At 60.9% G+C, this 24,304-nt stretch carries 22 protein-coding genes and 2 tRNA genes; 23 read left to right on the top strand and 1 reads right to left on the bottom strand.

The window, feature by feature from the left end:
* The first annotated feature begins 394 nt into the window (after window positions 1-394).
* The 16 genes from ACTQXI_RS07215 (at window position 395) to ACTQXI_RS07290 (ending at window position 17,533) form a co-directional block, all read left to right on the top strand.
* Entirely contained in the window at window positions 395-1,912 is a 1,518-nt protein-coding gene (locus ACTQXI_RS07215) for a Mur ligase family protein (protein ID WP_441048838.1), read from the top strand.
* A gap of 130 nt (window positions 1,913-2,042) precedes the next feature.
* Window positions 2,043-2,954, top strand: coding sequence for an HAD family hydrolase (locus ACTQXI_RS07220; RefSeq protein ID WP_427747684.1), 912 nt, complete (start codon window positions 2,043-2,045; stop codon window positions 2,952-2,954).
* A gap of 53 nt (window positions 2,955-3,007) precedes the next feature.
* On the top strand, window positions 3,008-3,892 hold the full coding sequence (gene murI / locus ACTQXI_RS07225; RefSeq protein WP_117769301.1) for a glutamate racemase: 885 nt from the start codon (window positions 3,008-3,010) through the stop codon (window positions 3,890-3,892).
* A gap of 53 nt (window positions 3,893-3,945) precedes the next feature.
* Window positions 3,946-4,671 (top strand): ribonuclease PH, encoded by a 726-nt coding sequence (gene rph, locus ACTQXI_RS07230; RefSeq protein ID WP_441048839.1) that lies wholly within the window; start codon window positions 3,946-3,948, stop codon window positions 4,669-4,671.
* Between the two features lie 142 nt (window positions 4,672-4,813).
* Window positions 4,814-5,455, top strand: coding sequence for an RdgB/HAM1 family non-canonical purine NTP pyrophosphatase (gene rdgB / locus ACTQXI_RS07235; RefSeq protein ID WP_118206636.1), 642 nt, complete (start codon window positions 4,814-4,816; stop codon window positions 5,453-5,455).
* Between the two features lie 3 nt (window positions 5,456-5,458).
* Window positions 5,459-5,905: a D-aminoacyl-tRNA deacylase gene (dtd, locus tag ACTQXI_RS07240; RefSeq protein ID WP_117797049.1), complete on the top strand. Its 447-nt coding sequence runs from the start codon at window positions 5,459-5,461 to the stop codon at window positions 5,903-5,905.
* Window positions 5,906-6,019: 114 nt separating this feature from the next.
* Window positions 6,020-6,316, top strand: a complete 297-nt coding sequence (locus ACTQXI_RS07245; protein ID WP_118206416.1) for a Veg family protein — start codon at window positions 6,020-6,022, stop codon at window positions 6,314-6,316.
* A gap of 2 nt (window positions 6,317-6,318) precedes the next feature.
* Complete coding sequence (ispE, locus tag ACTQXI_RS07250) at window positions 6,319-7,215, top strand: 4-(cytidine 5'-diphospho)-2-C-methyl-D-erythritol kinase (protein WP_441048840.1); 897 nt, start codon at window positions 6,319-6,321, stop codon at window positions 7,213-7,215.
* A 49-nt stretch (window positions 7,216-7,264) separates the two neighbouring features.
* Window positions 7,265-7,341: transfer RNA gene (locus tag ACTQXI_RS07255), tRNA-Pro, on the top strand.
* 112 nt (window positions 7,342-7,453) lie between these two features.
* Window positions 7,454-7,729, top strand: coding sequence for a twin-arginine translocase TatA/TatE family subunit (gene tatA / locus ACTQXI_RS07260; RefSeq protein ID WP_195838497.1), 276 nt, complete (start codon window positions 7,454-7,456; stop codon window positions 7,727-7,729).
* Between the two features lie 106 nt (window positions 7,730-7,835).
* On the top strand, window positions 7,836-8,306 hold the full coding sequence (gene greA / locus ACTQXI_RS07265) for a transcription elongation factor GreA (RefSeq protein ID WP_006234960.1): 471 nt from the start codon (window positions 7,836-7,838) through the stop codon (window positions 8,304-8,306).
* Window positions 8,307-8,385: 79 nt separating this feature from the next.
* Window positions 8,386-10,350 (top strand): lysine--tRNA ligase, encoded by a 1,965-nt coding sequence (gene lysS / locus ACTQXI_RS07270; protein ID WP_154514782.1) that lies wholly within the window; start codon window positions 8,386-8,388, stop codon window positions 10,348-10,350.
* A 314-nt stretch (window positions 10,351-10,664) separates the two neighbouring features.
* On the top strand, window positions 10,665-12,233 hold the full coding sequence (locus ACTQXI_RS07275) for a threonine/serine ThrE exporter family protein (RefSeq protein ID WP_441032103.1): 1,569 nt from the start codon (window positions 10,665-10,667) through the stop codon (window positions 12,231-12,233).
* Window positions 12,234-12,546: 313 nt separating this feature from the next.
* Window positions 12,547-12,939, top strand: a complete 393-nt coding sequence (locus ACTQXI_RS07280; protein WP_441548449.1) for a hypothetical protein — start codon at window positions 12,547-12,549, stop codon at window positions 12,937-12,939.
* Window positions 12,940-13,110: 171 nt separating this feature from the next.
* Window positions 13,111-15,753, top strand: coding sequence for an ATP-dependent Clp protease ATP-binding subunit (locus tag ACTQXI_RS07285; RefSeq protein ID WP_441048844.1), 2,643 nt, complete (start codon window positions 13,111-13,113; stop codon window positions 15,751-15,753).
* A gap of 322 nt (window positions 15,754-16,075) precedes the next feature.
* Window positions 16,076-17,533: an aminoacyl-histidine dipeptidase gene (locus ACTQXI_RS07290; protein ID WP_441048845.1), complete on the top strand. Its 1,458-nt coding sequence runs from the start codon at window positions 16,076-16,078 to the stop codon at window positions 17,531-17,533.
* 80 nt (window positions 17,534-17,613) lie between these two features.
* On the opposite strand, the gene ACTQXI_RS07295 is transcribed toward ACTQXI_RS07290, so the two are convergent.
* Entirely contained in the window at window positions 17,614-18,198 is a 585-nt protein-coding gene (locus tag ACTQXI_RS07295; protein WP_441048846.1) for a manganese efflux pump MntP, read from the bottom strand.
* 248 nt (window positions 18,199-18,446) lie between these two features.
* Between ACTQXI_RS07295 and disA the strand changes: the two genes are divergently transcribed.
* From disA to ACTQXI_RS07330, 7 genes are all read left to right on the top strand, one after another.
* Window positions 18,447-19,487, top strand: coding sequence for a DNA integrity scanning diadenylate cyclase DisA (gene disA, locus ACTQXI_RS07300; RefSeq protein ID WP_370450554.1), 1,041 nt, complete (start codon window positions 18,447-18,449; stop codon window positions 19,485-19,487).
* Complete coding sequence (gene ispD, locus ACTQXI_RS07305; protein ID WP_441048847.1) at window positions 19,487-20,215, top strand: 2-C-methyl-D-erythritol 4-phosphate cytidylyltransferase; 729 nt, start codon at window positions 19,487-19,489, stop codon at window positions 20,213-20,215. The genes disA and ispD overlap by 1 nt, the downstream gene beginning before the upstream one ends.
* Window positions 20,205-20,699, top strand: coding sequence for a 2-C-methyl-D-erythritol 2,4-cyclodiphosphate synthase (gene ispF, locus ACTQXI_RS07310; RefSeq protein WP_006234975.1), 495 nt, complete (start codon window positions 20,205-20,207; stop codon window positions 20,697-20,699). Before ispD ends, ispF begins: the two co-directional genes overlap by 11 nt.
* Before the next feature lie 3 nt (window positions 20,700-20,702).
* Entirely contained in the window at window positions 20,703-22,169 is a 1,467-nt protein-coding gene (cysS, locus tag ACTQXI_RS07315; protein ID WP_441048848.1) for a cysteine--tRNA ligase, read from the top strand.
* Window positions 22,170-22,336: 167 nt separating this feature from the next.
* Window positions 22,337-23,251 carry a 23S rRNA (guanosine(2251)-2'-O)-methyltransferase RlmB gene (rlmB, locus tag ACTQXI_RS07320; protein WP_441048849.1) on the top strand — a complete coding sequence of 305 codons (915 nt, stop codon included), beginning with the start codon at window positions 22,337-22,339 and terminating at the stop codon, window positions 23,249-23,251.
* A 3-nt stretch (window positions 23,252-23,254) separates the two neighbouring features.
* Window positions 23,255-23,932: an NYN domain-containing protein gene (locus ACTQXI_RS07325; protein ID WP_154514764.1), complete on the top strand. Its 678-nt coding sequence runs from the start codon at window positions 23,255-23,257 to the stop codon at window positions 23,930-23,932.
* Window positions 23,933-24,157: 225 nt separating this feature from the next.
* A tRNA-Thr gene (locus ACTQXI_RS07330) sits at window positions 24,158-24,232 on the top strand.
* The last annotated feature ends 72 nt before the right edge of the window (window positions 24,233-24,304 follow it).

Below are 24,304 nucleotides of genomic sequence, written 5' to 3' on the forward strand. Positions count from 1 at the left end.
TGCGGCTTCTACGAGCATACGAGGCGCCAGATGATCGATCGTCCCCAGCCCTTCTGGGACTATTGGCAACGGCAGGGAGCGGCTACGTCAATGCTGGTCTAACAGAGAGTTGGAGAACAGCATGAGTTCCATGACGCCGACGCTCGAAAGCAGCGACGTGTCCTTGTAGAGCATGACAAACTCACTGGTCATCCCCGCATCGCGCGCATTTGTAGGGCGGGGGTTTTGTTATTTCGAATTAACCGTGCGCTGGTCCTTGCAAGTTTTTAGGGTGCTGAGACACTCGCAAGGTCAGGTGGCATATTAGGATGGTTGATAATACAGGGGCGCGACCGGATTCATCTGGGACGGTTTTTGCTCTTTTAAGGTTAGGTTTAGCGAGAAAGGTCGTTATATGTCGGGTACGACGAAGGAGAAGCTGGCTTTGATGCGCTATGTGGAGCTGCTCGAGGCCGAGGCCCTTGTTGTTTCCAAGCCGGATACTCTTTGCGACCAGCGCATCGAGTTTGCGACCGACGACTCGCGCCAGGTACGTCCGGGCACATTGTTTGTCTGCAAGGGCCGTGCGTTCAAGCCCGAGTATCTGGTCTCGGCGATTGCCGAAGGCGCCGTGGCGTACGTGTCCGAGGTTGATTACGACGTCGATATTCCCGCTGTGATCGTCAACGATATCCGCCGTACGCTCGCTGTGGTGGCGGACGCCTATTACGGTCATCCCTCGGGCAAGGTGAAGGTCTGCGCTTTTACGGGCACCAAGGGCAAGTCGACCTGCAGCTTTTATCTGCGTGGCATTCTCGCCAACGAGGCTAAGCTCACGGGCCGTCATCGACCAGCCCTCAACACGGGTATCGAGTTCGATGACGGTATCGAGGCCGGTCCTTCTAAGCTAACGACCCCCGAGTCCTTCCTTTTGCAGTCGCGTATCGCACATGCCGCCGAGGCGGGCGCTCCGTGGCTGGTCATGGAGGCGTCGAGCCAGGGCCTCAAATACGAGCGTACGGGCAAGATTGACTTTGAAGTGGGCGCCTTTACCAATATCGGTGAGGACCATATCTCGCCGATCGAGCACCCCACGCTCGAGGATTACTTTGCCAGCAAGCTCAAGATTTTTTCGCAGAGCCGCTTTGCCGTGGTCAACCTCGATATGGACCACGTCGACCGCGTGCTCGAGGCGGCGTCCCGCTGCGAGCGCACGGTGACGTTCTCGCTGACCGATGGACGCGCCGACGTGCGTGCGTTGGCCATTCGCAACGGCGATTGCGGCGTGATCGCCACGGTCCGCACGCCGCGCTTTACGCGTGACATCGTGATCCCCACGCCCGTCAAGTTCAACGTGTCCAATGCGCTTGCCGCTATTGCCTGCGCCGAGGCCCTCGGCATTTCCGAAGAGGGCATCGTCCATGGCTTTGAGGGCGTCTTTGTTCCCGGTCGCATGGAGCTCTATCCGTCTGCATCGGGCAAGATTTTGGGCGTCGTTGACTATGCGCACAACGGCATGAGCCTCGAGACGCTTTTGCGCGACCTGCGCGAGAACTATCCCGAGCGCGAGCTGGCGGTTGTCTTTGGTGCAACGGGAGGCAAGGGTGTCGATCGCCGTACTACGATGGGTATCGCTGCCGGCAAGTACGCCGATCGCATCGTGATTACCGAGGATGACCCGGGCCCCGAGGACGTCGAGGACATCTGCGCCGAGATCGCGCGCAATGTCCAGGCGCAGGGAAACGATAGCTGGCAGATCGTGTGCGACCGCGCCGCCGCTATCGAGACGGCCGTGCGCGAGACCGACCGCCCCGCTGTGGTTATCGTGACCGGCAAGGGCGAGGAGGAGTGCATGCTGCGCAAGAACGGACCCGAGCCCTGCGAGCGTGATGGCTCGGTTCTCAAGCGCATCCTTGCGGCGTACGACGCCTAAGCGCTGCTGCCTTTAGGATGGCGTCTACGGATCCTCGACGCCCGATGATGCGGTGCCTCCCAAGCGTGTTCACCTTAGGGAAAACGCGGTACCAAGATTAAGTCTTTTCTACGTAATAAATGGAGTGACCATGTCCCACAACACCCTGCCGACCGTTGCCGAGCTTTCGGGCGAGATGCGCGAGCGCCTTGCCAAGGTCAAGTACGTCTTTACCGATCTGGACGCCACGATGCTCGCGCCCGGCTCGTGCGTGCTGCGCGACAACGACGGCAATCCCTCGACCAAGCTCGTCGAGGCCGTCGTGGCGCTTGCCCGCGCTGGCATCCAGGTAATTCCCACCTCGGGTCGCAACCGCACCATGATCCACGAAGATGCCCGCGTGCTCGGCCTCAACTCCTACATTGGCGAGATGGGTGGCCTGGTCATGTACGACCTCAAGGCCAACGACTGGGAGTATCTGACCGGCGACATGCCTTACGACCCCGCCTGCGGCCTTACGCCGCACCAGGTGATTGAGCAGACCGGCGTGTGCGAGAAGATTCTCGCTCGCTGGCCGCACAAGATCGAGTACCACAACGACATGTCGACTGGCTATAAGTACCGCGAGGTCACCGTCGGCATGCGCGGCGATATTCCCGATGACGAGGCGCAGGCCATCCTCGACGAGGCCGGCTGCGGTCTGGTCTGGGCCTGCAACGGCCACTTGACTCATCTGTCCAAGCCGACGACCCTCGAGCTCGATCGCGTCGAGGACGGTCGTGCCTTTAACATCAATCCGTCGGGTCTCGACAAGGGCGTGGCGGTCGCGCGTTTCTGCGAGCGTCTGGGCATCGAGCGCGACGAGACGCTGGCACTCGGCGATTCCGAGTCTGATTTCTACATGGCCGACCACGTGGGCACGTTCTGCCTGGTCGAGAACGGTCTGACCAGCGCCGGCGCGTCCGAGTTTCTTGCGTCCTGCGATAACGCCTTTGTCACGCGTGGCAGGATCGTTGACGGCTGGGCGGCGACGGCGGAGCTGCTCGTCGCGGCCCGTTCATAGCGCAGTGCCGTTACGCTTGGCCATATCTTTTCGAGAGAGAATCTGGTGAGGTAATGTCCGATATCGAGAATCTGGCCGGTGATACGCGCCCCATCGGCGTGTTCGACTCGGGTCTGGGCGGCTTGACGGTTGCGCGCGCGATTGCGACGGCGCTTCCGCACGAGTCCGTCTACTACTTTGGCGATACCAAGCGCTGCCCTTACGGCACCCGCACCGAGGACGAGGTGCGCTCGTTTGCGCTACAGGCGGGGCGCTGGCTTTCGAGACACGACGTCAAGATCATGGTCATCGCCTGCAATACGGCGACGGCAGCGGCGCTTCGCCTGGCTCAGCAGGTGCTCGATGTCCCCGTGATTGGCGTAATCGCGCCGGGCGCGCGTGCCGCCATCAACAGCACCCGCACGCGCCGTGTGGGCGTGCTCGCCACCAACCTCACCATCCGCTCGGGCGCCTACACGCGCGCCATCCAGGACTTGGATGCCGGCGTGGACGTGTATGGCTGCCCTGCCTCGAGCTTTGTCGAGGTTGTCGAGCACGAGCTCGCCTCGGGCGCGCATCTGCAGGAGCAGTGGCTCGAGAACGAGGATATTTTTGATACGCCAGCCGTTCGCGCGCTGGTCAACGCCACAGTCGAGCCACTGCACGATCGTGGCATCGATACCGTGGTGCTCGGCTGTACGCACTTTCCGCTGCTGGTGGGCCCCATCCGTCATGCGTTGGGGCCCGGGGTGCGCGTGGTGAGCTCCGCCGAGGAGACCACCCGCGAGCTGACCGATATCCTCACGCGCCGTGAGCAGCTGGCGGGCAACACCGCCGAGCCGCAGCATCGCTTTGCCACCACGTCCGACAACATTGCCGAGTTTGCGGTGGCGGGCAGCTTTATCTTTGGCCAGCCGCTCAAAAGCATCGAGCATGTCGATATCGACGAACTCGGTTAGGCACGCAATGTCGCCGGAGTCCTCGCCACATCTTTTGCCGAAAGGATAGTTCCATGGAATACATGCAAGTCAACCGCGCCAACGGCCGCGCCGCAAACGAGCTGCGTCCCGTTAAGCTCACCCGCGGCGTCATGAAGCACGCCCACGGCTCGTGCCTGGCAGAGTTTGGCGACACGCGCGTGCTGTGCGCCGCCACCATCGAGGAGGGCGTTCCGGGCTGGCGCAAGGGCGCCAAGGCCGGTTGGGTAACGGCGGAATATGCGATGCTGCCGGCGTCGACCGGCAAGCGCTGCAAGCGCGAACATGCCAACCGCAAGGGCCGTTCCATGGAGATCGAGCGCTTGATCGGCCGCAGCCTGCGCACCGTCGTCAATATGAAGGCGCTCGGTGAGTACACCGTTACCGTTGACTGCGATGTGATCCAGGCCGATGGCGGCACGCGTACGGCGAGCATCACCGGCGCCTGGGTGGCGTTGCACGACGCCCTTGCCATGTGGGCCGAGGCGGGCAAGCTCGAGCGCATTCCGCTTACCGGTCAGGTTGCCGCTATCTCCATGGGCGTCGTCGACGGCAACACCCTGCTCGACTTGGATTATTCCGAGGACAGCCACGCCGAGGTCGACATGAACCTCGTTGCCACCGACTCCGGCGAGATGATCGAGCTCCAGGGTACCGGCGAGCAGGCGCCCTTCGACCGCAAGCGCCTCAACGCCCTGCTCGATCTGGGCGACAAGGGCATCGCCGAGCTCATCGAGCTTCAGCGTCAAGCCCTCGCCTAACCTGCCAAAAGGGGATGTTGATTTTGGCAGGTTTAATCTGCGAAAACGCCGAAGTATAAGACTGCCGTTGATTGAGAGGGGAGAGGCCGAGGCCCTCGTCGTCCTCTACACGGCATTGCTATAAGAGACAAGGAGGCCAGCTATGGCACTTGAGAAGATTGACATCGACACCCTCGACCCGGCGGCGACCATTGTTGTGGCCACGGGTAACGCCCATAAGCTCACCGAGATCGAGGCCATTTTGGGCAAGGTCATGCCCGAGGTGCGCTTTGTGGCGCTCGGCCAGCTGGGCGATTTTGAGGACCCCGAGGAAAACGGCACGACGTTTTTGGAGAACGCCATCATCAAGGCGCAGGCTGCGGTCGAGGAGACGGGCCTTATGGCCATCGCCGACGATTCCGGCTTGGTCGTCGACGCGCTGGACGGCGAGCCGGGTGTGTATAGCGCGCGTTATGCGGGCGTACACGGCGATGATGCCGCCAACAATGCCAAACTTCTCGTTAATCTGGAAGGCGTGGCAGACGAGGATCGCACCGCACGCTTTATGAGTGTCGTTGCGCTCATCGACCAAGACGGCCTGGTCACCTATGGCGAGGGCGCCTGCGAGGGCGTTATCGCACACGAGGGCCGCGGCGACCACGGCTTTGGCTACGACCCGCTGTTCCTGCCGGTCGATACGCCGGGCAAAACTATGGCCGAGCTCACAGCGGACGAGAAGAACGCCATCAGCCATCGTTTCCATGCACTCGAGCACCTGTCCGCCAAACTCACGGGCGAGGAGTAGGCCGTGCGTGCGGTGGTGCAGCGCGTGCTCAACGCCGGTGTGACGGTCGACGGCGAGTGCGTGGGCCGCATTGGGCGCGGCTATCTGGTATTGCTGGGCGTGGGCCATGGCGATACGCGTGCCGAGGCCGATAAACTATGGGGCAAGCTCCGCGGGCTGCGTATCAACGAGGACGAGAACGGCAAGACTAACTTGGCGCTTGCCGATGTCGACGGCGAGGTGCTCGTGGTGTCGCAGTTTACGCTGTTTGCCGATTGCCGCCACGGCCGTCGTCCGTCGTTTACGGATGCTGGCGCGCCCGATGTTGCCAACGAGCTTTACGAGTACTTTCTGACGCTCGTCGCCCAGGACGTCGACCACGTGGCGCACGGCATCTTTGGCGCCGACATGAAAGTCGACCTGGTCAACGACGGCCCGTTCACCATTGTCCTCGATACCGACAATCTGTAAGTAGTCTAATTAGCTACTTGCGTGGGGTTGTAACAGGGTGCTATAGTATTAGAGTTTTGTCTATCTTAGGGGTATTATCCCCTTTTTGAATTGCACCTTCTGGAGGCCCTGTTCATGGAAGAGATGGAAGTCAATTACGTCGACGACATCCACGAGAAGCTGACCGATATGGTGGGCGATCGCGTCAAGGTGAAGGCCAACATGGGCCGTACCCGCGTTGTCGAGCGCATGGGTACCATCAAGAGCGTCCACCCGGCTGTCTTTATCGTCGAGGTTGACGAGCGCCGCGGCCGCAAGTCGCGTCAGTCCTACCAGTACATCGACGTCCTTACCGGTCAGGTTGAACTGTTCGACCCCGAGAGCGGCGAGCACATCTTTACTCCGCTCGGCAACCAGCTCGAGGAGCATTAACGGTGACCGATCGGTCCCTCATCCTTACTGCGCCGGCAAAGATTAACCTCTACCTGGGGGTTCATACCGAGCGCGATGCCCGCGGCTACCACAAAGTCGATTCCCTGATGGCAGCTGTCGGCCTAGCCGATACCGTGACGGTCACGCCGGCGCAGGCGTTGACCGTCCAGACGGTTCCGGCATCAGATTTTCCCATGCAAAAGAATACTGCCTACCGCGCCGCCGTCGCCATGGCCGATCATTTCGGGCGCGAGGCAAACGTGTGCGTGACGATTGAGAAGCGCATTCCGCTGTGCGCCGGCCTGGGCGGCCCCTCGACGGATGCCGCGGCGGTTATCGTTGCCCTGGCTGAGCTGTGGGGCATCGACCGCACTGATCCTGCGCTGGACGAGATTGCGCGTGGCATCGGCGCCGACGTGCCGTTCTTTTTGCATGCGAGCCCCGCATTCTACGTGGGTGGGGGAGACGTTCTGGCAACTGAGTACCCCGCGCTTCCTGTGACGCCCGTTGTGCTGGTCAAGCCGCGGGAGGCGAGCGTTTCGACAATTGAGGCCTATCGACGTTTTGACGAGGCCCCGGTGTCCGCGACTGCGCCCGGTGCCATTGCATCGGCTCTTAGCGTGAGTGATGCGAAGATGGCGTATTCGCTCATCCATAACAACTTGGGCGTCATTTCTGCTTTGATGGAGCCGCAGATCCAGGCGGTTCTCGACTGGCTGCGCGCACAGGAGGGAACCGTTGCCGTGGACGTGTGCGGGTCGGGTGCCTGCTCGTTTGCCATTTGCGACACCGCCGCCACGGCCGAAAGGCTTGCCGGGGCTGCCCAGCAAAATGGCTGGTGGTCCTGCGCGACTGAGCTTATTCCCAACACGGTTCAAATCGACGCGCCAAAGAAATAAAAATTTCTCTAGCACGCGGCGAAAAACTTTGTTACTATAGTCGAGCTAACGGGTTGTGGCTCAGTTTGGTAGAGCACTGCGTTCGGGACGCAGGGGTCGCTGGTTCAAATCCAGTCAACCCGACCAGAGCATGAGAAGGGACCGCTTCTTGCGGTCCCTTTTTTTAGCTATTGTTGTGATACCGCGATACCCGCGGTATACTCATTCGAGCTTGTCTCGCTGTTTTGTGGAGGTCTACATGTTTGGACTGAGGGCTCCTGAGCTCATCATTATTCTCGTCGTTGTCCTGATTATCTTCGGGCCCAAGAACCTGCCGAAGCTCGGCAAGTCCCTCGGCTCTACCGTCAAGAATATCCGCGAGGGTATGGAGGGCGACGATAAGGACGAGACCAAGCAGGCCGAGGACGTTGTGGTCGAGGAGTCCGAGGAGGACAAGAAGATCGCAGAGCTCGAGGCCCAGCTCGCCGCTGCCAAGAAAAAGAAGGCAGAGGACGGCGACGCGGACGCAGAGTAGTCCCATCCCTTTGGGGTGAGCACCTGACCGGCTTGCCCGCAGGCTAGCCGGTCTTTTTCGTTATGTTGACAGTTGATTGTTACATCATAGTTGGGGAGATATCCGTATGGACGCAAGCCAGATCGTACTGACCGCTGAGGGCCGCCAGAAGCTCGTCGAGGAGCTCGCTTGGCGTGAGGGCGATTACGCCAAGGAGATCGTCGAGGACATTAAGGAAGCCCGCGCGTTTGGCGACCTTTCGGAGAACTCCGAGTACGATGCCGCCAAGGACAAGCAGGCTCAGAATGCTGCTCGCATTGCCGAGATTCAGGCTATTCTCGCCAACGCTCAGGTTGCTGCCACCACGGGCGATCTGACCGTCTCTATCGGTTCCACCGTTTCGCTGATTGATCCCAACGGTGAGGTCATGGAAGTCACGCTCGTCGGTACCACCGAGACCAACTCGCTCGAGCACAAGATCTCCAACGAGTCCCCGGTCGGCCACGCCATCATCGGCCACGGCGAGGGCGACTCCGTCGAGGTCGTTACGCCTTCCGGCAAGACTCGCGTCTACACCATCGCCAAGATCGCACGCTAGACCACGGTCCCGCGTAAAGGTATGTTTTCGCTCCCTGGGACCGAATCCTGGGGAGCGTTTTAGTTTGAGGAGCTAACTTATGGCAGAGAACCAGAACGCCGCCGAGCAGGCATCGACGCTCAACGACGAGCGCGCCACGCGCCTGGCCAAGCGCGCCGCCCTGTTCGAGGCGGGCCAGAACCCCTATCCCGAGCACTCCGAGATCGAGGACTACGTTGCCGACATCGAGGCTAAGTATGCCGATCTTGCCGATGGCGAAGACACCGAGGACGTCGTGAAGATCGGCGGCCGCGTGGTCGCCAAGCGTGGTCAGGGCAAGATCATGTTCATCGTCGTGCGCGACGCAACGGCCGAGATTCAGCTGTTCTGCCGCATCAACGACATGGATGAGGCAGCCTGGAATACGCTCAAGGCCCTCGACCTTGGCGATATCCTGGGTGTGACCGGTGTGGTTGTGCGCACTCAGCGCGGCCAGCTCTCCGTCGCCCCTAAGAGCGCGACCCTGCTCTCCAAGGCCGTTCGCCCGCTGCCCGAGAAGTTCCACGGTCTCTCCGACAAGGAGACCCGCTATCGTCAGCGCTATGTCGACCTGATCGCCAACGACGATGTCCGCGAGACCTTCCGCAAGCGCTCGCAGATCCTCTCCACCTTCCGTCGATTTATGGAGTCCGACGGCTACATGGAGGTCGAGACTCCCATTCTGCAGACCATTCAGGGTGGCGCTACGGCTAAGCCGTTCATCACGCACTTTAACGCTCTCGATCAGGAGTGCTACCTGCGCATTGCTACCGAGCTGCACCTCAAGCGCTGCATCGTCGGTGGCTTTGAGCGCGTCTTCGAGATCGGTCGTATCTTCCGTAACGAGGGCATGGACCTCACCCACAACCCCGAGTTCACCACGATGGAGGCCTACCGTGCCTTCTCCGATCTCGAGGGTATGAAGGCGCTCGCCCAGGGCGTCATCAAGGCTGCCAACAAGGCCATCGGCAACCCCGAGGTCATCGAGTACCAGGGCCAGACCATCGATCTTTCCGGTGAGTGGGCAAGCCGCCCCATGACTGATATTGTCTCTGACGTGCTCGGCAAGAAGGTCACCATCGACACGCCTGTCGAGGAGCTTGCTGCCGCCGCGCGCGAGAAGGGCCTGGAGATCAAGCCCGAGTGGACTGCCGGCAAGATCATCGCCGAGATTTACGATGAGCTGGGCGAGGACACCATCGTCAACCCGACCTTCGTGTGCGATTACCCCATCGAGGTCAGCCCGCTCGCCAAGCGTTTTGAGGACGACCCGCGTCTGACCCACCGCTTTGAGCTGGTCATCGCCGGCCACGAGTACGCCAACGCATTCTCCGAGCTCAACGACCCGGTCGACCAGGCTGAGCGCTTTGCCGCCCAGATGGCCGAGAAGGCCGGCGGCGACGATGAGGCCATGGAGTATGACGAGGACTACGTGCGCGCCCTCGAGTACGGTATGCCTCCCGCGGGTGGCATTGGCATCGGTATCGACCGCGTGGTCATGCTGCTCACCAACCAGGCTTCCATCCGCGATGTCCTGCTGTTCCCGCACATGAAGCCCGAGAAGGGTTTCCAGTCCGGTGCCGCTGCCGCCAAGGCTGCAGAGGCCGGCAACGCCGCGAGCCCGTTCGTTAAGTCGCTTAAGCCCACGCTCGATTACTCCAAGATCGCCGTTGAGCCGCTGTTTGAGGAGTTCGTCGATTTCGATACCTTCTCCAAGAGCGATTTCCGCGCTGTGAAGGTCAAGGCATGCGAGGCCGTCAAGAAGTCCAAGAAGCTGCTGAACTTTACGCTCGACGACGGTACCGGTGCCGACCGCACCATCCTCTCCGGCATCCACGAATACTATGAGCCCGAGGACCTGGTCGGCAAGACCCTGCTTGCCATCACCAACCTGCCACCGCGCAAGATGATGGGCATCCCCAGCTGCGGCATGCTCATCAGTGCCATCCACGAGGAGGAGGGCGAGGAGCGCCTCAACCTGATCCAGCTCGACGCCTCCATTCCCGCCGGCGCAAAGATGTACTAATTGGTTCCGCCGTTCTACCGAACGGCGGACCAGCCGACGCTGCGCGCCGCCCAGGGCGACAATTTGTCATTCAAAAGGCAAGGCATGACCAGAAGGTCTATGCCTTGCCTTTTTCATGCCAACTTGTTCGCCCTGGACGTCGCTCGCTGTCGTTGCCAAAACATCGGCGTTGCCGGAGTAGTCGTTGGGGACGTTCTTAAACGACTACCCAATGGCTATTGCACGCATGGCTCGCATGACAGCCGTCTCTTTTATGTTTCCTTTAGCCGTCGCTGTCTAGGATGGGGGTTAGTCGATAGGAAGGGAGCACCGGGATGGACGATGCGAGCGAGCGCGCAATCGAAGAGGACATGCTCGATCAGTTCAATTACTTTGATGATGAGGACGAGGAGCTGATCGACCGTCGCGAGCCAGCGCCGCTTGATTCCTTTGATCTGGTCGATGAAGAGACTGATGAGGTTGAGGACGAATCAACGGAGTCCCCACAGTCTTCGCGCCTTAACTCGCTGCTTTCGAGAGCCCCCATGCACCACGGCGTTCGTGCCGGCGCGCTCCATATGAAAACTGACTGGCACCAGATCGTGACGGCAGGCGATGAACTTGCCGTCGATGCGCCGCTCACCGATAAATCATCCATCGTCTGCCGCACCGGTATGCTTATGCTCGCGAGTGGAACGGGTGCCTGGCGCGTACGCGATACCATGAATCGAGTCGCCGCCGTACTCGGTGTCACCATCCATGTTGACTTAAGTCTCCTGTCGTTTGAGTGTACTTGCATCGAAGATGGCCACTGCTTTAACGAGGTCGTCAGTCTGCCGACAACCGGCGTCAACACCCATCGCATTTGGATGATGGAGAGTTTCCTCAAGGAAATCGAGACCTATGGTCGTCGCTTCACGGTGCACGAGTATCACGAGATGCTCAAGACCGTTGAGAGTTCAAAACCTGATTACGCGCCTTGGCAACAGGGCCTTGCGGCAGCCTGCGCCTGTGGCGCCTTTGTCTTTTTACTTGGTGGCGGTCCCATTGAGATGGCATGCGCGTTCGTGGGCGCGGGTGTCGGCAACTTTGCCCGCTCCCATATTCTCAAGCAAGGCCTTGGTCAGTTCAGCGCTTTGACGCTCGGTGTCGCACTGGCCTGTATCTCATATTTGCTGGCATTGCTCGGCCTCGCCCAGGTTGTTCCGGGTGCAATGTCGCACCAAGAAGGCTATATCGGCGCCATGCTCTTTGTGATTCCTGGCTTTCCGCTCATTACGGCAGGTCTCGACATCGCTAAGCTCGACATGCGAAGCGGTATCGAGCGTCTTTCGTATGCTGTGTCGATTATTGTGATGGCGACCCTCGTAGGTTGGATGGTTGCCGAGTGTGTGGGACTGGCGCCGGACGACTTTGCCCCATTGGGCCTTTCGCCGCTTGCCCTTACGCTCCTGCGCGTGGTGATGAGCTTCGTTGGCGTATTCGGCTTCTCGGTGATGTTCAACAGCCCGGTAAAGATGGCCGCGGCAGCTGGGTTGATCGGCGCCGTGTCAAATACCCTGCGTCTGACCCTTGTCGATGCGCCGACGATGATTCCCTTCCTGGGCCTCAGCACGGGAATGCCTCCCGAGGCAGCAGCGTTTATCGGCGCGCTGGTATCGGGTCTGCTGGCAAGCTTGGCCGAAGTCAAGCTCACCTACCCGCGCATCGCCCTCACGGTGCCTTCGATTGTCATTATGGTGCCCGGCCTGTATCTCTATCGCTCTATGTATTACATGTGCACCTTCGACACAGTCAATATGCTCGGCTGGTTTGTGCGCGCAGTGCTCATCGTAGCGTTTCTGCCCGTTGGGCTGGGTGTGGCGCGTACGCTCACCGACCCTCGCTGGCGCCACACCAGCTAATTGGTACAAGGGGGGACAGGTTACTTTGCACCAAATGAGTTGCGGTGAAATAGGGACTGAATTGCTGCTTAAAGGGTCAAAACAGTCCGTATTCCACTGCAACTTATGGGGTCGGGGGATTATCGGTGCCCTGCATCTTCATAAACTCAACGCTTACGAAGCGTGTGCTGTTCGTGTTAGGGTGGTTCCACCACATAAGTAGTCGCAGACGCACGTACCACGGGCGGGCGAGATGAAGTCCCAGTAACTCCATCTCGCCCGCCCGTTTTTGTTGGCGGCGCCGCGACGCAACACAGAAAGGACCATGCCCTTTATGCCTATCAACAAACGAGAGAGCCTGCTGTTCACCTTTATCATGTGCTTTTGCATGGTGCTCTGGATGAGCATCTACAACGTTGCCCTGCAGCACGGGGCCATCAACGGCGAGGTCATTGCCGCCGCGTGGCTCGGCTTCCCCGTTGCCTATGTCTTTGCCATGTGCTGCGACTGGTTTGTTGCCAGCCCCCTTGCCAAGGGTTTCGCTTTTAAATTCCTGGTCACGCCGGGGTTGCTCGCTTTGTCTTCCGACGCGCCTTCCCCATGGGAACCGTCTTTGAAGAGCAGCATATGGAGCTCGTGCGCATGCCGGGCGCTTCCGTTGCCGATGTCGACGATGACGATGCCGAGAGCATGGACGCCGAGCCCGCCTCTAGGCAAGAGCCTCTAACCTAGAGCGCCCGCCGCACCCGGCGATTCCTTTTTTGTAGACGTTGTCGTATGGCTGCACGCGGAAAAGGCCACAGCGGTTAACATATACTCCATATGGGTAAAGAGACCAAAGCGCCGCCACGAGTGGCGCTTTGCGTTTGAAAAACTAGCTCGTCTAAGAGGAACTAGCATGTTGGACCGTTTTACCGATCGCGCGCGCAAGGTCATGTCCATGGCCAAGCAGGAGGCGCTCGATCTTCACTCAAATAAGGTGGGTACCGAGCATCTGCTGCTCGCGCTCGCCAAGGAGGACGAGGGCATTGCCGCCGAGGCACTGCGCTCACTCGATATCTCCTACGATGACATCATGGACACGCTCAAGGAGGTCCAGACCACCGTTCCCGAGCCCAGCGAGGAGACCGAGGCCGCTAAGCTCGCTTTTACGCCGCTCGTCATCAGCGTGATGGAGCGTTCCTTCCGCGTGGCGCGCGAGAACAACCAGACCTATGTGTCGACCGAGCACCTGCTCATCGGTATCGTCGAAGAGGGCAACGGCATGGCCATGGACATTCTCATGCGCCTGGGTGTTTCGTCCGCTTCCATTAAAAAAGCCATCGAGAAGCTTACCGCCAAGGATCAAGACAAGAAGCGCCCGCTCGCCGGTGCCGGTGCCGGGCGTCCCGGTACAGGCCTGCCGTTCTTTAGCGGCTCGGACGCCTCGCAGCAAAAGGGGAGCGGCACCGACACGCTCAAGCAGTTCGCCACCAACCTTACGCAGAAGGCGCGCGACGGCGAGCTCGACCCGGTGATCGGTCGCGAAAAGGAAGTCCAGCGCATGATGGAGATCCTTTCGCGCCGCACCAAGAACAACCCACTTATCTTGGGTGACCCCGGCGTGGGCAAGACGGCCATCGTCGAGGGCCTGGCGCAGCAGATCGCTGCCGGCAACGTGCCCGAGAACCTTATGAACCAGAACATCTGGACGCTCGACCTGCCGGGTCTTGTCGCGGGCGCCAAATATCGCGGTGAGTTTGAGGAGCGTCTCAAGAACGTAATCCAGGAGGCAACCGAAGCCGACGACGTCATCCTGTTTATCGACGAGATGCACACCATCATCGGTGCCGGTTCTGCCGAGGGATCCATCGATGCAAGCTCCATGCTCAAGCCCGTGCTCGCGCGCGGCGCTTTCCAGATCATCGGTGCCACCACGGCCGAGGAGTTCCGCAAGTACCTCACCAAGGACCCGGCCTTCGAGCGCCGCTTCCAGACCATCGATGTTGAGGAGCCAAGCGTCGAGGACACGGTCAAGATCCTGACCGCGCTCAAGCCGCGCTACGAGGAGCACCACCACGTGCGCTATACGCAGGGTGCCATCGAGGCCGCCGCGAACCTCTCCAACCGCTACATCCAGGATCGCTTCCTGCCCGATAAGGCCATCGACCTCATCGACGAGGCCGGCGCCCGCGCCCGCATTGCCGCCAACCGTGCGCCTGAGCCGGTGCGCGAGGCCGAGCATCGCGTGGAGGAGCTCAAGGCTGCCGCGCAGGAGGCCACCGAGGGCGACGACATGAACAAGGCCGCCGAGATTACCGAGCAGCAGAAGGCTGCCGAGATTGAGCTCGCCGAGGCCAAGGCAGCTTGGACGGCCGAGCTCGACGCCAGCCCGCTCACCATCGATGTCGCCCAGGTTGCCGACATCGTGTCCGTGACCTCGGGCGTGCCGGTGTCTTCGCTCACCGAGAGCGAAAGCCGTCGTCTGTTGCAGACCGAAAGTGTGCTCAAGACCCGCATTATCGGCCAGGATGAAGCTGTCGAGGCCGTGGCCAAGGCAGTGCGCCGCAGCCGCTCGCCGCTCAAGGATCCGCGTCGTCCCGGCGGCAGCTTCATCTTCTTGGGTCCTACCGGCACAGGCAAGACCGAGCTCGCCAAGACGCTCGCCGAGTACCTCTTTGGCAGCAAGGACGCGCTCATCAGCTTCGACATGTCGGAGTTTGGCAGCGAGTTCGAGGTCTCCAAGCTTATCGGTAGCCCCCCGGGCTACGTGGGCCACGACGAGGGCGGTCAGCTCACCAAGGCCGTTCGCCGTCACCCGTACTCGGTCGTGCTGTTCGACGAGATCGAGAAGGCGCACCCCGATATCTTCAACATCTTGCTGCAGGTGCTTGAGGAGGGTCGCCTGACCGATAGCCAGGGCAAGACGGTCGATTTCCGCAACACCGTGATCATCATGACGTCCAACGTGGGCGCCCGCGAGATTGCGCAGGATGCGAGCGTTGGCTTTGGCACCACCGGTGAGCAGGGTCTTACCTCGAGCGAGATTAAGGGCCGTGCGATGGGCGAACTCAAGCGCCTGTTCCGCCCCGAGCTGCTCAACCGTATCGATGACATCGTGGTGTTTCAGAAGCTTTCGGGCGAGAACTTGATCAAGATCGCTCACCTGCTGGTGGACGACCTGCGCCAGCGCCTGATTGCCAACGGCATGAACATCAAACTCACCGATGCGGCCTACGACAAGATCGTAGCCGAGGGTACCGACCTCACCAACGGCGCACGTCCGCTGCGCCGCGCCATCCAAAAGCTCATCGAGGATCCGCTGTCCGAGGAGCTGCTGGCCGGCGAGTGGGGTAGTGGCGATACCGTCCTATGCGACGTGGCCGACGGCAAGTTCGTCTTTAGCCACGGTACGGGCGAGATCCCAGCGCCGCGTCCGGCAGGTGCGCTTGGGGGCGATACCGCTCCGGAAGCGCCGCACACCGGAAACGCCGCGCCTGTGAGCAGTGGCGTAAGCTCGGGCCCCGGCGGCATGATGCAAGCCGGTTCCGGCGCGCTGTAGGGCGTAACAAAACCTTGTGTCCACGAGGGCGTTCCAAAGGAGCGCCCTTTTTTGTTGGAAAGGCCCCTCGTTCAAAGTACATCTCATTAAACATACCAACGGTGTATGCATAAGCGTTGATCAAGCGTTGAGGTTGGTTGAAGGGCCCAACGTCCCTTCGGCGCGGTCCGTCTACCTGCTTTATCTTAATAAAGTGGCGTTTCTCCGCCGTTAGCCGATGATGCGAGAGCGCTCGGCGTTTTCGACTGGTTTATGCAAACGAAGTCTGGGAATATACAAGGCGCATGTCTTATTGTCTAACCAGTTGCGCCAAGGAGGCACCATGGACTACAAGATCACCGGCTATGAGCCCGCCCAGCTGTTCCATTTCTTTGAGGAGGTCAGCGCGATCCCCCGTGGGTCTGGCAACGAGAAGGGCATCAGCGATTTCCTGGTTGCGTTTGCCAAGGAGCGCGGCCTCGATGTGTATCAGGACGAGGTCTACAACGTCATCATTCGCAAGCCCGCATCTGCCGGTGCCGAGAATGCCCCGACCGTGATGCTTCAGGGCCACATCGATATGGTGTGCGACAAATTGGGCTCCGTTGAGCACGACTTTACGACCGATGGTATCGACCTGCTCGTCAAGGACGGCGTTCTCACCGCTAACGGCACCACGCTGGGCGCCGACAACGGCATCGCCGTCGCTCTGATGCTCACTGTTCTCGATGACGATTCGATTGTTCACCCCGCCCTCGAGTGCGTATTCACCACCGACGAGGAGACTGGCCTGGTCGGCGCCGAGACGCTCGACAAGTCTCAGATTAGCGCCCGCACCATGATCAACCTTGACTCCGAGGAAGAGGGCGTTGCCACCGTCAGCTGCGCCGGCGGCGTCGTCGTTACCTACACCTGCCCGATCGCGCGCGAGCACAAGACCGGTAGCACCCTCACGTTCGACATCTCCGGCCTGCTGGGCGGTCACTCCGGCAGCGATATCCACCTGGAGCGCGGCAACGGCAACCTCATCATGGCCCGCATCATCGACCGCCTGATGGTTGCCGGCGAGCCCGCCATCGTTAGCTTTAACGGCGGCACCAAGGACAACGCCATCAACCGTGAGTGCAAGGCTGTTCTGGTCTACGCCGACCACGCTGCCGCCGAGGCCGCGGCCCAGATCGCAAAGGGCATTATCGCCGACGTCACTGCCGAGCTCGAGGTCTTCGACCCCGGCTTTACCTGCACTGTCGAGATTGCCGACGACGCCGAGGTCGAGGCCATGGACGAGAGGTCCGCGCTTGCCCTCATCCGCGCCCTGCGTCTTGCCCCCAATGGCGTGATCCGCCGCAACGTTGCTACCGACGGCTCCGTCGAGGTTTCCTCCAACATCGGTGTGGTTGCCACTTCTGACGACGAGGTCAAGATCATGCTGTCCCCGCGCTCCTCGATCACCTCGCTGCAGAACGAGTTCAAGGACCGCCTGCAGACGCTGGCCGATGTCCTGGGCTTCGACGCCAAGTTTGAGTTCGAGTATCCCGGCTGGAGCTATGCCGAGCATTCGCCGGTCCGCGACGTCTTTGTCGAGAGCTATCGCGAGCTCTTTGGCTCCGAGCTGCGCATCGAGTCCATTCACGCCGGCCTTGAGTGCGGCCTGTTTGCCGAGGCCCTGCACGGCCTGGACGCCATCGCCGTGGGCCCGACGCTCTCCGATGTCCACACCCCGGACGAGAGCATGGAGCTCGCTTCTGCCGAGCGCTTCTACGAGCTGCTCATCGACGTCCTCAAGCGCCTTGCCGCGTAAAGGTCGCCTTGGTTAAGCCGCTCTAAAACGGCTGGCTATGAAAACGGCCGCCTGGCGTAATGCCGGGCGGCCGTTATTCGTCACAGTGCGAGGATCCCAAGGTGCTCAAGCAGGATCTTAAGCCCGATGAGGACGAGTACGACGCCACCCACGATGGTGGCGGGTTTTTCGTAGCGCGCGCCAAAGGTGTGGCCGATCGCTACGCCGGCGACGGAGAAGATAAACGTTGTGACGCCGATAAGTGATACAGAGGGCACGATATCGACCGAGAGCGCGGCAAACGAGATGCCCACGGCGAGCGCGTCAATCGAGGTGGCGATGGCAAGGATTAGGTACTCGCCCAGGTCGATCTTTTCGGCATCCTTGCCGTCGTCTTCGTCCTCATCCTCGTCTTCGGTAAAGGTTTCCCACAGCATCTTGCCGCCGATAAAGGCCAAAAGGATAAAGGCGATCCAATGGTCTATGGGACCGATGATGCCCATGAACTGGCTGCCGAGTGCCCAACCGATTACGGGCATGCCGGCCTGAAAGCCGCCAAAGAACAGGCCGAGCACAACGGCGACTTTAAGGTTGATCTTTTTCATGCCGAGACCCTTGCAGATGGAAACGGCAAAGGCGTCCATCGAAAGGCCAACGGCGAGCAACACGAGCTCTGCGAGTCCCATAGTCTGGCCCCCTCTCTGCGGGCGAACCCGATTACACGACCACTCCCTCATTTATATGAGACCCGATGCTACCACATAAGCAGCCAAAAGAGCCCCGTCCCAAATGAGCTACCTAAGCGGTGTTCGCTCATTCTGTAAGCATCGGAATTTGCGGGCGTCACAGGGGCAAACCGTGAGAAACTTATTGACGTTTATGGAGCGTATACGATGGGAGCGATGCCTTGGATAAGAACGAGCTGCAAAAGCGTATGGAACAGGCCATCCGCCTGACGGCACCTGGTCAGCCGATCCGCACCGCCCTTGACATGATCATCGCCGGTCACCTGGGCGCGCTTATCTGCGTCGGCGATACCGAAAACGTGCTCGCTGCCGGTAACGACGGCTTCCCGCTCAACATTTCGTTTACCTCGAACCGCCTGTTCGAGCTTTCCAAGATGGACGGCGCCATCGTCATCGACGGCGACCTTACCCAGATCCTGCGCGCCAATTTCCACCTCAATCCCGATCCCTCGCTCGCCACGAGCGAGACGGGCATGCGTCACCGTACTGCCGCTCGCATGTCGGTGCTCACCGACGCCATCGTGATCTCGGTCTCGGCCCGTCGTGCCGTCGTCAACGTGTATGTGCACGGCAAGAGCTATGAGATTCAGCCCGTCACCACCATCATGAGCTCGGTCAACCAGCTCGTCGCTACGCTTCAGACCACCCGTCAGTCGCTCGACCGCTCCCTGCTGCGTCTGACGGCCCTCGAGCTGGACGACTACGTCACGCTCGCCGACATCACCGGCATTTTCTCGAGTTTCGAGATTATGCAGCAGGCAAAGACCGAGCTTAAGGATTGCATTGTCAAGCTGGGCAACCAGGGCAAGCTCGTGCAGATGCAGCTCGAGCAGCTCGCCGGCTCCAGCATGGATACCGAGTACGACTTGATGATTCGCGACTACGCAAGCGATTCCTCCGAGGCAAACGCCGAGAAGATCCGTGCCGAGCTTAGCCGCATGACGCCCAAGGACTTGTCCGACCCGCAGCATGTGGCGGCGGTTCTGGGCTACGACGACTTGGACGAGGACTCCGTCATGACGCCGCTGGGCCTGCGCACGCTTTCGCGCGTGTCCGTCGTGCGCGACGGCGTGGCCGAGAAGATTGTCGACGAGTATGGCTCGCTGCAGGAGCTCATGGACGACATCAGCAAGGATCCGGAGCGCCTGGGCGACTTTGGCGTTAACAACCCTGCCATTCTTGCGGACTCCCTGTACCGCATGAAGGGCACCAAACAGGGGAACGCATAATGGCGCCCGTATGCGCCGTGGTCGTTGCCGGTGGCAGCGGCCAGCGCTTTGGTAATCCCGGTGGCAAGCAGCTCGTCAATGTAGCGGGCCGTCCGCTTATGAGCTGGTCCATCCGCGCGTTTGACCGTAGCGATAAGGTCGGCCATATCGTCGTGGTTTGCCCTGCCGAGCGTCGTGCCGAGATGCGCCGCCTGGCCATCAGCCCGTATTCGTATGACACGCCCATCAGCTTCGCCGATGCCGGCGATACCCGCCAGGACTCCACTCGTGCCGGCGTGCATGCGGTGCCGGCAGGCTTTGAATACGTCGCCATTCACGACGGCGCTCGTCCGCTTATTACTACCGAGGTCATCGATCACGCTATCGACGTGCTCGTGAGTGACCGCTCGCTCGACGGTGTCGTGTGTGGCCAGCCCGCGATCGACACGCTCAAGATCGTCGATGGGGACAACATCGTCGAGACGCCGCCACGCGAACTCTATTGGGCCGCGCAGACGCCGCAGATCTTTAGTGTCGACGCCATGAAACGCGCCCATGCCGCGGCGATTGCCGAGGGCTTTATCGGTACGGACGATTCGTCACTGGTCGAGCGCATGGGTGGGCGCGTCCGCTGCGTCCAGAGCCCGCGCGACAACCTTAAGGTGACGGTGCCCGAGGACTTGCGTCCCGTAACCGCGATTTTGCTCGGTCGCATGGCCGAGGGAGAGGACCTTCCCCATGTTCAGTAACCTGCGCATTGGCCACGGCTACGACGTCCACCGTTTGGTGGAGGGGCGTCGATGTATCATCGGCGGGGTCGACATTCCCTACGAGCGCGGCCTGCTGGGCCACTCGGATGCCGATGTGCTCGCGCACGCGCTGGCCGACGCTATTCTGGGCGCCTGCCGCGGGGGAGACATTGGCAAGCTGTTCCCCGACACCGACCCCGCCTACGAGGGTGCCGACTCGATGGTGTTGCTTGCCCGCGTAATGGACTATGCGCGCGAGCTGGGCTTTGAGTTTGTCGATGCCGACTGCACCATTGCCTGCCAGCAGCCTAAGATCACCCCGCACCGCGATGCCATGCGTGCCAACTTGGCCCATGCCCTGGGCGTTGACGTCGAAAACGTGGGCGTCGCCGCCACCACGACCGAAAAGCTCGGTTGGGAAGGTCAAGGCGAGGGAATTGGCGCCTGGGCCGTCTGCCTGCTACAGAAAACCGTTAAGGAGTAACGAATGCGTATCTACAACAGCGCTACCCATAAAAAGGAAGAGTTCCAGCCCATCGAGCCCGGCAAGGTCCGTATGTACGTGTGCGGACCCACGGTTTACGACAACATCCACATCGGCAACGCCCGCACGTTCATCAGCTTCGATGTGATTCGACGCTGGCTCATCGCGAGCGGCTACGAGGTCACGTTCGCCCAGAACCTTACCGATGTCGACGACAAGATCATCAAGCGCGCTAACGAGCAGGGCTGTACGGCCGCCGAGGTCGCGACGGAGTTCTCGGATAAGTTTATTGGCGTCATGCGCGCTGCCAACGTGCTCGATCCCGATGTGCGCCCCCGCGCCACCAAGGAGATCGGCCCCATGATTGCCATGATCAAGGCGCTCATCGAGCAGGGCCACGCTTACGCCGCCGATAACGGCGACGTGTACTTTTCCGTGCGCAGCGATCCCAACTACGGTCAGGTCTCGGGCCGCAACATCGACGACCTTATGGTGGGTGCGCGCATCGAGGAGAACGAGGACAAGAACGACCCGCTCGACTTTGCGCTGTGGAAGGCCGCCAAGCCCGGCGAGCCCAGCTGGCCGAGCCCCTGGGGCGAGGGCCGTCCCGGTTGGCACACCGAGTGCGCCGCCATGGTGCACCGCTACCTGGGTACCCCGATCGACATTCACGGCGGTGGCTCCGACCTTGCCTTCCCGCATCACGAGAACGAGTGCGCCCAGGCTGCCTGCGCCTGGCACCAGGGCTTCTCCAACACCTGGATGCACACGGGCATGCTGCTGGTCGACGGCGAGAAGATGTCCAAATCGCTTGGTAACTTCTTTACGCTGGCCGAGGTGCTCGAGCAGCACTCCGCTGCCGCCCTGCGCCTGCTGATGCTGCAGACGAGCTATCGCTCGCCGCTCGACTTCTCCTGGGAGCGCCTGGAGGGTGCCGAGAATTCGCTCACGCGTATCGCCGGTACGGTCGAGAACCTGCGCTGGGCCGCGAACCATGCGACGGCCGATGCCGATGAGGCAGCATCTGAGGCGTTTGCCGCCAAGGCTGCCGAGACCCGTGCCACCTTTAAGGAGTGCATGGACGACGACTTTAACACCGCCGGTGCCATGGGCGCCGTCTTTGGTTTTGTCACCGAGTGCAATCAGTATCTGGAGCAGGCGGGCGACGCTGCCGACAAGGCCGCGGCTCTTGCTGCCGCCGATACGCTGGTCGAGCTGCTCGATACGTTTGGCGTTGAGCTTCCCGAGCCCAAGGTCGAGCTGCCGCTGGGCCTTTTGGGCGTTGCCGCCGGCTTGGTCGCCTACACTGGTGACGACGTGGACGAGGCCGCTGCCAAGATTCTCGAGGCTCGCGCCGAGGCCCGTGCCGCCAAGAACTGGGACTTGGCAGACGCCATCCGCGATCAACTCAAGGACCTGGGCCTGACGATTGAAGATACCGCCGCCGGCACCCGTATCAAATCCCTCTAACCCCCGCGGGTTTCCCAAGCACCCGACCGCCCGAGCCACGGCACCTTGCCTTTCAATCGTCGGGCATGACCTCAAGGTCTATGCCCTCTTCTTTCAAGGCAATCTGCCGCACCTCGGGCGGTCGGTCTATTTGTTTCGTTTGATAGTTGTATTTAGGAGGCCGTCCTATGGCCGACAATCGCAAGCGTGCGCCTCGTGGCGGCAAGCAGGCCGCTTCTGGCTCGCGTCCGATTCGCCGAAATGACCGCGCTGCCGCTTCCAAGGGCCAGCGCGATCGTACCCAAGCTGCGCGTCCGCAGCGCGATCGCAACCGCGACGCTGTCCAGGCTCCCAAGGGCGAGTTTATCGAAGGTCGTCGCGCTGCCGTCGAGGCCCTGCGCACCGGTTTTCCCATCAAGTGCGCACTTATTGCCGAGGGCGGGGAGCGCGATGCCGCCTTGTCTCGTCTGGTCGATGACCTCAACGCCGCGGGTGTCCGCATTAAGTACGTGCCGCGCGCGCAGCTCGATGCGCTGTCGAGCCATGGCGCTCACCAGGGTATTGCACTCGAGGTGGGCAACTTCCCTTATGCGGATGTCGCCGATATCCTCGACCGTGCAGGCGAGGGTCCGGCACTTGTCGTGGTGCTCGATCACGTGACCGATGACGGCAACTTTGGCGCCATCGTGCGCTCCGCCGAGGTCGTGGGCGCGGCGGGCGTCATCATCGCCAACAAGCGCGCTGCCGGCGTGACCGTGGGCAGCTACAAGACCTCAGCCGGCGCCGTCATGCATCTGCCTATCGTGCAGGTCCCCAACATTGCCCGTGCGCTCGACGATCTTAAGGCCGCTGGCTTTTGGGTGGGCGGTGCCTCCGAGCACGCCGAGGGCAGTTGCTGGGATGCTCCCTTCGAGGGCCGCGTGGCGCTCGTCATGGGCTCCGAGGGCGACGGCATCTCGCGCCTGGTGCTCGGGAAATGCGACTTTTTGACCAAGCTTCCTCAGCGTGGCATGACCGAGAGCCTCAACGTTGCCCAGGCAACGACGGCACTGTGCTTTGAGTGGCTACGTCGCAACGCCGGCGAGCTCATGGGGGAGGAGTAGCGCATGTCCAAGAAGAACCGCGCCAAGTCTAAGGCCAAGCGCTTTGGCGAAGGCTCGGCCAAGCCGATTGTCTCGGCCGCGACCTACGGCGTGGGCGGCAATGCGTTTGCGCAGGCTATCGCCGACCCGGTCTCGACGGTTCACTCCAATAAGCCCGAGCTGCTGGTGGTCGACGGCTACAACGTGATCCACTGCACGCCGCGCTACGAAAAGCTCGTGTACGACCATTCCGACGATCCGTATTCCAGCGACGTTCACGATATGGCGCGCACCGCCCTTATCAACGACGTCGCCGCCTTTGCCCAGGGCCGCTACGAGGCCGTAATTGTGTTTGACGGTGCAGGCAATATCTCTAGCGAGCGTCCCAACTTGCCGGCTCGCGGCGTGCGCATCGAGTTTTCGCCGACGGGCGTATCGGCCGATACCGTGGTACAAAAGCTCTGCATCGAGGCGCGCGAGGAAGGCCGCGCGTGCTCCGTGGTATCGAGTGACGGCACAATTCAAGCCGTCGTCATGGGCAAGGGCGTTACGCGCATCTCGAGCCGCATGCTGGTGGACGAGATCAAACAGATCGATAACGACGTCCGCGAGGCAGAGGAAGCTCCGCAGATCAAGATGACTCTGGGCAGTCGCCTGAGCCCCGAGGCACTGGCAAAGCTCAAGGCCCTGCGCGGGAGGTAGGTAAACCTTCTATGGGGAGCTGCTTTCTCGATTGATCAACCAACTGGTTTGTAATCAATGGGTTGCGGCTTGGCATCGCCAAAACGAATAGTTATTGGTTCTGGCGAACAGATAAAACTATTCGTTCTGACGAATAGTTTTGAGATATGGTCGATCAAAGGGCCTGTTGCGCCCCGTCCGCAATTCCTTTATTCTTAATTGGCTTCGCGCGAAAGCGCCAAGTGTGCCAGTGTGGCGCAACGGTAGCGCAACTGATTTGTAATCAGTGGGTTGCGGGTTCGATTCCTGTCACTGGCTCCATGAGAGTTTCGGGCTCTGTTCCCTAGTGGGACAGGGTCCGTTTCTTGTTTTGGCGAGTTGTCGGGCTCGGTA

Origin of the sequence: Collinsella sp. LCP19S3_C9 (assembly GCF_052121575.1) — a bacterium.
Taxonomy (GTDB): Bacteria; Actinomycetota; Coriobacteriia; order Coriobacteriales; family Coriobacteriaceae; genus Collinsella.